The 10,576-nt window shown below is 41.8% G+C and carries 10 protein-coding genes and 1 other RNA gene; 3 read left to right on the top strand and 8 right to left on the bottom strand.

The window, feature by feature from the left end; all coding sequences use genetic code 11:
• Positions 1–123: 123 nt before the first annotated feature.
• From ACRCJ0_RS06615 to ACRCJ0_RS06625, 3 genes are all read left to right on the top strand, one after another.
• A complete protein-coding gene (locus ACRCJ0_RS06615; RefSeq protein WP_431389955.1) occupies positions 124–1,395 on the top strand; it encodes a replication-associated recombination protein A in 1,272 nt (423 codons plus the stop codon).
• A 96-nt stretch (positions 1,396–1,491) separates the two neighbouring features.
• Positions 1,492–1,679: non-coding RNA, 6S RNA (ssrS, locus tag ACRCJ0_RS06620), on the top strand.
• Positions 1,680–1,885: 206 nt separating this feature from the next.
• Entirely contained in the window at positions 1,886–2,350 is a 465-nt protein-coding gene (locus tag ACRCJ0_RS06625) for a universal stress protein (RefSeq protein ID WP_026465877.1), read from the top strand.
• Between the two features lie 92 nt (positions 2,351–2,442).
• Here the strand turns inward: ACRCJ0_RS06625 and ACRCJ0_RS06630 are convergent, their stop codons facing one another.
• The 8 genes from ACRCJ0_RS06630 to ACRCJ0_RS06665 all read right to left on the bottom strand — a co-directional run.
• Positions 2,443–3,609: a M20/M25/M40 family metallo-hydrolase gene (locus ACRCJ0_RS06630; protein ID WP_431389956.1), complete on the bottom strand. Its 1,167-nt coding sequence runs from the start codon at positions 3,607–3,609 to the stop codon at positions 2,443–2,445.
• A gap of 62 nt (positions 3,610–3,671) precedes the next feature.
• The gene (locus ACRCJ0_RS06635) at positions 3,672–4,034 is read right to left on the bottom strand and encodes a Spx/MgsR family RNA polymerase-binding regulatory protein (protein WP_059134497.1); all 363 of its coding nucleotides are present in this window, start codon (positions 4,032–4,034) and stop codon (positions 3,672–3,674) included.
• A gap of 211 nt (positions 4,035–4,245) precedes the next feature.
• Positions 4,246–5,106: a MurR/RpiR family transcriptional regulator gene (locus ACRCJ0_RS06640; RefSeq protein WP_420085672.1), complete on the bottom strand. Its 861-nt coding sequence runs from the start codon at positions 5,104–5,106 to the stop codon at positions 4,246–4,248.
• 89 nt (positions 5,107–5,195) lie between these two features.
• Positions 5,196–6,692, bottom strand: coding sequence for a PTS transporter subunit EIIC (locus tag ACRCJ0_RS06645; protein ID WP_431389957.1), 1,497 nt, complete (start codon positions 6,690–6,692; stop codon positions 5,196–5,198).
• A 16-nt stretch (positions 6,693–6,708) separates the two neighbouring features.
• The gene (gene murQ / locus ACRCJ0_RS06650; RefSeq protein WP_048729650.1) at positions 6,709–7,605 is read right to left on the bottom strand and encodes an N-acetylmuramic acid 6-phosphate etherase; all 897 of its coding nucleotides are present in this window, start codon (positions 7,603–7,605) and stop codon (positions 6,709–6,711) included.
• A 15-nt stretch (positions 7,606–7,620) separates the two neighbouring features.
• Positions 7,621–8,682: a DUF871 domain-containing protein gene (locus ACRCJ0_RS06655; protein WP_431389958.1), complete on the bottom strand. Its 1,062-nt coding sequence runs from the start codon at positions 8,680–8,682 to the stop codon at positions 7,621–7,623.
• Positions 8,683–8,890: 208 nt separating this feature from the next.
• Positions 8,891–10,093, bottom strand: a complete 1,203-nt coding sequence (locus ACRCJ0_RS06660) for an acetate/propionate family kinase (RefSeq protein WP_431389959.1) — start codon at positions 10,091–10,093, stop codon at positions 8,891–8,893.
• Between the two features lie 134 nt (positions 10,094–10,227).
• Positions 10,228–10,576 (bottom strand): N-6 DNA methylase (locus ACRCJ0_RS06665; protein ID WP_431389960.1); only part of this gene is annotated, 349 nt, incomplete at its 5' end.

Consider the following 10,576-nt stretch of genomic DNA (forward strand, 5'->3'; position numbering starts at 1 on the left):
TTAATGTGCTTGTCAGACTATTTTTCTGTCTTACTTTTTTATTGGAAAACGAACGTATATTCGCTAACCTGGATCACCTATGATATAATTAAGGCAAGTATAGTCAAGAGAGGAGCCAGTTAAATGCCACAAAACAATCCCTTAGCCTTTCGCATGCGACCGCGGTCAATCGAAGAAGTTGTCGGCCAACAACATCTGGTTGGAGAAGGCAAAATCATTTTCCGAATGGTAAAAGCCATGCAATTATCATCCATGATTTTATATGGACCGCCCGGTATTGGAAAGACGTCGATTGCCTCAGCCATCGCTGGGTCTACTAAATATGCCTTTAGAAAATTAAATGCCGCTACAGACAGCAAGAAGGACTTACAGGCGGTAGTTGAGGAAGCTAAATTTTCTGGCGGTATCGTCTTATTACTAGACGAGATCCACCGGTTAGATAAAACAAAACAAGACTTTCTACTACCCCATTTGGAATCAGGCTTGATAACTTTAATTGGGGCCACAACTGAAAATCCCTTTATTAACACCAGTCCAGCCATCCGTTCTCGGGCCCAAATTTTTCAATTAGAACCACTGGATGAAGCAGATATTAAAACTGGTTTAGAACGGGCCTTAACCGATAGTGACCGCGGATTAGGCAGTTTCCCAGTAGATATTGATGACAATGCTATCGATCACTTTGCCCATGCAGCCTTTGGTGATTTGCGGTCGGCCTTAAATGCCCTAGAACTAAGCGTTAAATCAACAGACGAAAATGCGGATGGCCGTATCCATATTACTTTGGATATTGCGGAAGAAAGTATGCAGATGAAATCATTCTCCCACGACGCAGACGGAGACATGCATTACGATGTCATTTCAGCCTTTCAAAAATCTATTCGTGGAAGCGACGTAGACGCTGCCCTCTTATACGCAGCACGGTTAATTGAAGCCGGTGAATTGACCATTTTATGTCGGCGATTATTAGTCATAGCCTATGAAGATATTGGTTTAGCCAACCCACAAGCAACCGAACGAACCGTAGCCGCAGTTCAAGCGGCCAACCAATTAGGCCTACCCGAAGCTCGGATTCCTTTAGCCAACGCCATTATCGATTTAGCCTTATCGCCTAAATCCAATTCGGCCATTGAAGGAATTGACGCCGCCCTTGCTGACGTACGGGCTGGTAAGTCTGGTATCATTCCAAAACACCTAAAAGATGCGCACTATAAAGGGGCAGAAAAATTAGGTCACGGCAATGAATACAAGTTTCCACATGCCTACCCTAACCACTGGGTAGCCCAACAATACCTGCCAGATACCCTAGTTGGTAGACGGTATTACGAAGCCGGAGACACTGGGAATTATGAACGGGCTTTAGCTGAAAACCGCCGTAAACGTGAAGGTAATTAATCACTTATAAATGTTAAAATTAAGGTAATTGTCGACTTTTTCAGAGTCTAAAACTTGAAATTATCGTCAAAAGCCTGTATGATACTTATAAGAAGAATTCCTCTGTAGTGTTCGCGATTTCTTTACATGTGTTGACCGAACAATTAGCTATCTAGGGAACTGCCAAGGTTTATGGATATAACGCCTCATCACGAGGACTGTTGAAGTAGATATGTGGTTCCCACCTGTATATCAATGCGGGTTCAATACAGATAGATCTCATCACGGCACATAACGGAGCTCTTTTATAAAATTAACTTTTTAGAGGATGCGTTTATCGCATCCTTTTTTTGTTATACTTTTCTTTTGCTTTTGCTTATCCTCGCCTGCAATACTGGTATATTGCTATCAGTTTTTTCATTTTTTTTACCTGTATAACTGCAAAACGATACTTAAGCGCTTACTTTATACTTTTTAAGTGGTATAATAAGTACAAAGGAGCGTGAGGAAAATGTATCAAGAATATTCACGTATATTAGCCCCAATTGATGGTTCGGACGAGTCTAGATTAGCGTTTAAAAAGGCTGTAGCTGTTGCTAAGCGTAACAATGCTACCCTAATTGTTGCCCATATTATTGACACCTCTGCCTTCCAAACAACAAATATGTATAATGAGGTCATTCCTGAGGCCGTTACAACACGTGCTAAAGTCATGTTAACTGATTATGAGGAAGAAGCGCGTAAAGCAGGGATTGAACGAGTGGAAACTGTGATTGATTATGGTTCCGCCAAGTACCAAATTTGCCATACTTTAGCGCCTGAAAATAAAGCAGATTTAATTATGATTGGTGCGACTGGTTTAAATGCTGTTGAACGTTTATTTATCGGCTCTGTTTCTGAATATGTGATTCGTAATGCCCCATGTGATGTGTTAGTGGTTCGTACGAATTTAGACAATGAACAAATTGCTGACTAAATTCTCAGCAAAAGATTTACTCAAACAAAATAAACCGCCAACTAAGTGATGTCATGTCTCCAGGTTGGCGGTTATTTGGTTTGCTTAGTTTATTATAAATCTAAGATGGCTTGAATGGATAGTGCGACTCTTGGTCTAAGTGAGGTCAAATCAGCTTCTTCCTCAAGGGTGTGGGCACCTGTCCCCACAATACCCAAGCCGTCAATAACGGGAATGTCTACAAGAGATGCTAGAGAGGCATCGGATGCACCTTGGCTTTCGACCTTAGCTAGAGGACCATAACCCATTTTGTAAGCCGTGGCTACGTAATGGTCTGCTAATTGATCGACTTTATCGGTGTAAACCATGGCATCTACGCCAGATTCAATTTCAAATTTGGTCATTGTATCTGCTATATAGGGTTCAGCAATAACGCGTTCGATGTCCGCGATAATTTCCTCTTTAATGGTCTGGTTTGGGAATCTCAGTGAGAAGTTTCCTTTGGCGGTACCTGGAATCGTATTGGCAGAAACGCCCCCATTGATAATGCCGCAATTGATCAATTTCTTGCGCGGGATATCGGTTAAGGCTTCTAGGGCAACGACTTTCTGAGCTAATTCCACAACGGCTGACCGGCCGATTCCAACTTCCATACCGGAATGACCTTGGACACCTTCGACGGTTACGTTCATCATCATGCCACCTTGACGGCCGACCACAATTTCATCAAAGGTTGGTGTGGGTTCAAAGTTCAGCATTAAGGCTGCGTCCTGTAATTCTCCAATCATTTCCTGGCGGGTATCTGAATACCGGTGGAGGGTTTCTTCATCCGGTATAAAAATTAGACTTAGGGGGTGTTTTTGATAGCCCATTTCAATCAAGTTTTTCACTACATACATGGCGATGACGATGCCACCCTTCATGTCCATCAGGCCAGCACCCTTGGCGAATCCTGGTTTATCCGATAATATACGGAAGTGATGGTCTTTAGTTACACCGGCATTGAAGACGGTGTCCATATGCCCAGATAAAACGATGGGTTTCTGGTGCTTGTTTTCAGCTGTTTTATATTCAGCAATCAACAAGTCCCCTGCTCGATCATGGGGAATGGTCCGGGTGGTCATGCCAATATTTTCACACCATTGGCTTATAATTGCCCCCACTTGATTGACACCAGAAATTTGGTCAATTCCTGATTCTGTATTCACTAATTCTTCTAAAAAGGCGAACATGTCGCTTTCTTGCCCTGCAATTAAATCCTTTAAGGCTTCAATTTCCAAATAAAATCCCTCCAAGAATCTTTATCCTATAATTTCCCTAGTTTTAACCTTATTTTCTAGCCTTATTTGCTTAACCAGATTCGGTCCAAAAAATCGACTTTTGACCCTGCTGTAGCGACTTCATCGCCAACAATTAGTGGTCGTTTAATTAACATGCCCTGTTCAGACAGTAAGTCTAAAAATGCCTCTTCTGACATATCGGTTAGCTTGTCTTTTAGGCCTAATTCACGGTACAAACCGCCTGATGTGTTTAATATTTTTGTATATTTACCCTCTACTTGGTCCAGCGCCCAGGCAATTTCTTCAGCCACGGGTGGTTGATCACGGATGTCGATGATTTCCCCAAAGGTTAACCCTTGGTCTTCCAAGTGTTTTTTCACCTTTTGTGTTGTGGAACATTGTTTTAAGCCATATATTTTTAGCACCTGTCTTCATCCTTTCTCTTTCAAGTTTCTACCTACCATCATAGCAAATTTTGCGCTTCATTAAAAGTCGATTAAATCCCCTTGAAAAATGACCACTCTTCGCCAAACTAAATGAACAAAGAAAAAACTAGCCCTTTGGAAAAGAACTAGTCTACTTAGCATAAATTTACTTTCAGTTTTAAATATATGCTGTCGTAATTCAGCACCCTTTTTAATCTTGGTAAAAGCTGTCGATTGCGGTGGTTGCTTCTTTAGATAAAGCTAAGTTTTGAACATGGGTGTCATAATTTTTCGTCATATAAGAAAAGAACAGCAGGTCAATGGCATAAAGCTGGGCTAACAAGGAAATGGTTGCTCCACTCCGTAACAAAGCCTCCTTGGTATCAGCCGTATGTAAGGGAATATCGGCTAAATTGGCAAGAGTATTGGCACCCGCTTTAGTTAAGGAAACGGTTTTTAAACCAAGTTCTTTGGCCATCTTTATGACTCTGGTTCCTTCAGCTTTTTCACCTGAATTGGAAATCCCAATATATAGTGAGTCTTTTGGGGCAATGGCCATTGCTGCGACTAGTTCGTGTTGGTCTTGGGTCACCATGACTTGCTTACCAATCCGGGTAAATTTTTGCCGGAAGTCTTGGGCTACAATATTTGATGCACCGAGTCCATATAAAAAGACCACTGGACTAGCCATAATCCAGTCCGTAACTTGATCGATATCTTGGTTTAAGAGACTGACATTGGTATCGGCGAAGACTACACTAGCATTGGTTGCCAGCTTTTCTTTGATGGTATCTAGACCTTCGTTTGCATCAATATCCGTATAGTTTAAATCGCCTCTTTGACTTGTTTGTGCAGATAAAGCGAGTTTTAACGCGGTAAAGCCACTGATCCCAATCGAACGGCAAAAACGGATAACCCCCGCTGGACTTGACTTGGCCTCTTTTGCGAGCTCGGTTGCGTTCATCTGGATAACATCTTTTGGCCGCTCTAAAACAAGTTGACCAATCTTTTGTTCAGACTTGGGTAAGTCTTTCAGCATTTCGTTGATTGTTTGAAGGACATTTCTTGCCATCTTGGCACCTCTCTATCGTCTATCATTTCACAAATTTAAAGGGCTGCCAGCAAGGAGTTGACAGCCCTTTTCCACTTATTCATATCTTACTATAAATTGTCTAAGCCTTCCATGGTATTTGATGGCGATCCAGTAATTTCACTGGCTTCTTGGGCAGTTTGGGGCACACCGAAGAAGTATGTCAGGATGAAGCCACCAATATAAGCTGCGACAAGACCCATCACGTATGCTGGCCATTGTCCGTCAGCAATCAATGGAATTAAGGCGACACCTGATGGTCCAATGGCAGTAGCACCAACGCCACCGATTGCCCCAAGGACAGCACCCCCGATTCCACCACCTAGACAGGCTGTGACAAAGGGACGACCTAAGGGCAGAGTTACGGCGTATATCAAGGGTTCACCGATACCTAGAATACCTACTGGTAGAGACCCTTTAATAATGTTGGTTAATTGCTTGTTCTGGCGACATTTTAACCAAAGCGCGAAGGCGGCACCTACTTGACCGGCACCCGCCATAGCAAGGATTGGTAGTAGTACGGTCTTACCTGTAGCCGCAATCATTTCAATATGGATAGGGGTCAGGATTTGGTGCAGGCCAAACATTACTAGCGGAAGGAAGCTCGCCCCAAGGATAAAGCCGGCGACTGCGCCACCTACTTGTAATACCCAGTTGATGGCACCAACAAGTGAAGTGGATACGAAACCTGCAATCGGCATAATCAAGAAGATGGTCATCATCCCAACAACTAATAAGGAAATGGTTGGGGTCACGATGATATCAATGGCATCCGGAATGACTTTACGTAAGGCTTTCTCAACTAGTGACAATAGGTAAACGGCGATAATAACCCCGATGACCCCACCTTGACCAGCCGCTAAGTCGCCACCTGTAAAGATATTTGGTAGTGGCGCTTCAGGTAACATACCAGTCAAATAAGTAACCCCTGCGACAACCCCACCAAGGCCTTCTGTTGCACCGAATACCCGGGCAGCATTAATACCAATGTAGATGTTTAAGTAGGCAAATAACCCGTTTTGAAGGATTTTAAGGACAAGAAAAATATTGTCCCACATACCCGGCTCTAATGCACCCGCCGTCAGCATATTTTGAATAATTGACGCGATACCACCAATAATACCGGCTCCGACGAAGGCTGGAATTAAAGGCACAAAGATCGACGCAATCACTTTCAGTGCTTGTTTAAAAGGTGTATTGTTCTTTTGTTTTTGTTTGTTTTTATTTTCTGCAGTGATTCGTTCAGCTTCAGACCGACCTGTAGTTAAGTCATGGTCAAGATTTTCTTGAACTTGCCGTCCATGTTGGACGCGACCTTGGTCAGCCATAACAGTGGCTACTTTGGCTGCCGTCCCTGGACCTACAACCACTTGTAAAGTGTCCCCGTCTTCAACAACGCCCATGACGCCATCTACTTGTTTCAAGGCTTCCATATCTACTTGCTGGTCATCTTTAATGTTGATCCGGACTCGAGTCATACAGTTATAGACTTTACTGACATTATCTGGACCACCTATATGTTGGTAAATTGCTTGTGCTAATCGTGCTTCATTACTTGTTTTAGCCATGATACCCATCCCCTTATCACTGTAATACTTGATTTACAAAACCATTGGCTGCATTAATTTTTTGACTAGCTTCAGTCGCATCTAAATTGGTTAAAATCATCACGATGGCTACTTTAACCTTGTGATTAGCGGCTTCAAAATAGCTTGCTGCTTCTTCATATGAACATTCAGTTGCTGCCATAATGATCCGTTTAGACCGTTCTTCTAATTTCTCATTCGTTGCTTGCACGTCCACCATCAAGTTTTGATAGACTTTCCCGATGCCGATCATCGAAACCGTCGATAACATATTCAAAATCAACTTTTGGGCTGTCCCGGCTTTTAACCGCGTAGATCCAGTTAAAACTTCTGGCCCACAATCTACTTCAATAGGGATTTGGGCAAAACGGCTAATCTTCGCTTGCTGATTGCAGGCAATAGACACCGTTTTCGCACCAATACTTTGGGCGTATTGCAAGCCACCGATTACATAAGGCGTCCGTCCAGAAGCAGCAATCCCAACGACAGTATCATTGGCATTTAAGTTCAACTTCTTGAAATCTTCTTCCGCTAAAGTCAGCGAATCTTCAGCGCCCTCAACCGCTTCGACCATGGCCTTGTCACCACCAGCAATCAAGCCGACCACTAAGTCTGGTGAGACCCCAAAGGTCGGTACACACTCAGCTGCATCCAAGACGCCTAAACGACCAGACGTTCCGGCCCCAAAGTAAATTAATCGACCGCCAGCTTTTAACGACTGAATAATCGTTTCAACCGCCGCTTCAATTTGTCCAAGTGCTTCAGCAATTGCTTCAGGCACCTGTTGGTCTTCCTTATTCATCAGCTCAAGTACTTGACCAACTGACATCTGGTCCAAATGCATAGTATTTGGATTGCGCTTCTCAGTCGTTAACTGATTAATTTCTACACTCATCTTTTTCGTCCTCCATTACTTCTGCAATAATCTAAATGTTTGTCCGGGCCAAATATAGGGGATTAAGCTTTTATCTGTTTGAACAACCTGACCAACCACATTGACTTTCTCATCTTGCGGTAAATCGACCTTACAAATTTGTACTTCACCCTGGTAGCGTCCGTAGCCTTCATTATCGACAGTGATAGCGCCAAATTGTCGCGCATCAGTATTCACTGCTTTGATTGGGTCATTTGACCTTAATTGTAGTCTTGATTCTTGGCTTCTAATCACTAAAGCTGCCGCATCTTGCCGATTAGTATGGTCACCTAAAATCCATTCCACTTGTTCAGCAACCGCGTCCCTTTCACTCTCCACCCTTAAACAAATCTGGTTTTTTTCAATATATTCTTTAAATTGAAAAAGGGCATCCCGTGAAATTGCTGGGTCACCGATATAGACATCGTCAATATGGCCATTAGTGATTAAATCTAGGGTTCCCGCCAAAGGATGCAGGCTTCGGTGGGCTTCAACCGTCGGCAAGCCGGCGTGGATGGGCCCCCTCGTTTTGTCATCACCAGGGACGAAAGCCATGGTCCGAAGACTCGTCGACTTCAGCCACCGGTTGTGGCGTTTAAAGGTGTCCATGTCTAAGCCAGTTTCTGGGCGGGGATAGTAGTTATGCCAGGCGGTAATATGACTTAAATCCGCTTGATAATATTGGAGTTGCTCTAGATCTTGTGCAGTCAGTGTGCTGGCATTTAAAGCGATATGAATTTCACGACTTAAACGAGCCACCGTTTTAAAACCAATGCCATAATCAATCCGCAAACCCGTAACCCCTAGATCAATGATTGGCCTGATATCTTCAAATGACACACCAATTTTATGGAGACTGGTCCCTGAAATATCCACGACTAGCGACAAGTCGTAAGCCTTCGCAATGGCGCCAAGGTCTCGCATCCGATCTAGATAGGCGGTGGGATCATCTTCTGGAATATGGATTGATGTAAAAATACCAGTAAAACCAGCAGCAACCATCCGGTCGATGTGATCACGATCAATTGCTTCATTTAAATATACGGAAAAACCATACATATACTCACCTCATTCAGCTTTAACTTACTCTCTTTTAATTTGAAAACGTTTAACTTAAAATTTATTATAGCACTTTGAAATATTTTTTCAATAAATTATGAATTATCATGGGAAAATTTATATTAATGAAATTAAATTACATAATTCGATAAAAAAAGACCCAAGTTGCCTAATCAGAGACAACTTGAGTCCTTTGGAAAATGTTTGATTATTCGTTAATGTTACCTAAACGTACAGTATCGCGAACGATTACTAACTCTTCGTCCGTTGGAATCGTATAGATAGCAACTTTTGAATCTTCGCTAGAAATTTTTGCTTCATCACGTGTATCGTTTGCTGCTTCATCGATCTTCATACCAAAGAATGCCATGTGATCATCAATGATCTCAGCACGTGTACGTCCTGAGTTTTCACCAATTCCAGCTGTAAATACAACGGCATCAACGCCACCCATAACTGCAATATATTGACCAATATATTTACGTACTCGATCGTAGAAAATTTCTAGAGTAGTTTGTGAACGTTTATCGCCATTATCAGCTGCATCTTCAACATCACGCATATCGGATGACACACCTGATAAACCTAATAAACCAGATTTATTATTCAAAATAGAGACCATATCATCGATATCAGTAATATTCAATTTCTTCATCAAAAATTGAACTAGAGATGTATCAATATCACCAGAACGTGTCCCCATTGTAATACCTGCTAATGGTGTGAAGCCCATTGAAGTATCAACAGATTTTCCACCATCTACAGCAGTAATTGAACCACCATTACCTAAATGGCAAGTGATAATTTTTAAATCTTCAATTGGTTTACCCATTAGTTCAGCTGCTCGATTTGCTACATATCTGTGTGAAGTGCCATGTGCACCATAACGACGAGCACCAAATTCTTCATAGTACTCTAATGGAATAGAATATAAATAAGCTACTTCAGGCATTGTTGTGTGGAATGATGTATCAAAAATTCCGACAGCAGGTTTTCCAGGCAATACTTTTTGGAAAGCGCGAATAGCACGGGCCTCTGGTCCATTATGTAGAGGCGCAAATTCTGCTAAATCCTCAATCTTTTGAATTGCCTCATCATCTAATAACGCAGACTCTTTAAATATTTCTCCACCAGCTACCACACGGTGACCAGTACCAGAGATTTCATCATAGCTAGTAATAATGTTTAAAGTGCTTAATTGATTTAATAAGAATTCAATAGCTACTTCATGATCATCAATATCTTTAACATCCTCAAATTTTTGGCCATCACCATACTTAATAGAAATGTTAGAGTTACCGATTCCAATACGGTCAATTTGACCTGACGCTACAACATCTTCACTAGGCACTTCGTAAATTTTAAATTTTAAACTAGAAGAACCTGCGTTTACAGCAATTACTTTAGACATTCTTTATCTCCTTTAATCTTAAATCAATATTATTTTATATACTTCATTATAACATGACATGTTTCGTTATGGTAAAGACATTTGTATTCTATTCCCTGTGAAATGCATTTTTTGCAAAGTAGCTATTTCAAAGTCTACTTCATTTTCTCAAGAAAGTTTTCAAAAGCCCCCAAGAACTTAGGCAGTTCTTCCTTACTCTTCAAGTCCGGAATTTCACCAACAAGTACATTCTCACTTTGTTTAGCCTTGTCGCCCGCTTTTTGCACTAATAAAATGGCTTTTCTAGATTTCTCATTATTGAAAAGATTGCTTGGTAGCGACAATAAAGCTTGGAAATAACCATGCTCCCCAATGGCTTCAATTAAGGTCTTAATATTTTCATCTTGGACAAGGCCAGCAGGCACAATATAAATACCCCAACCATTCGGTTTCAAGTAACGTAATCCTTGTTCTACCATCAAATAATGAACAAAAGCATGTTGC

The organism is Aerococcus sp. L_32, assembly GCF_050689315.1.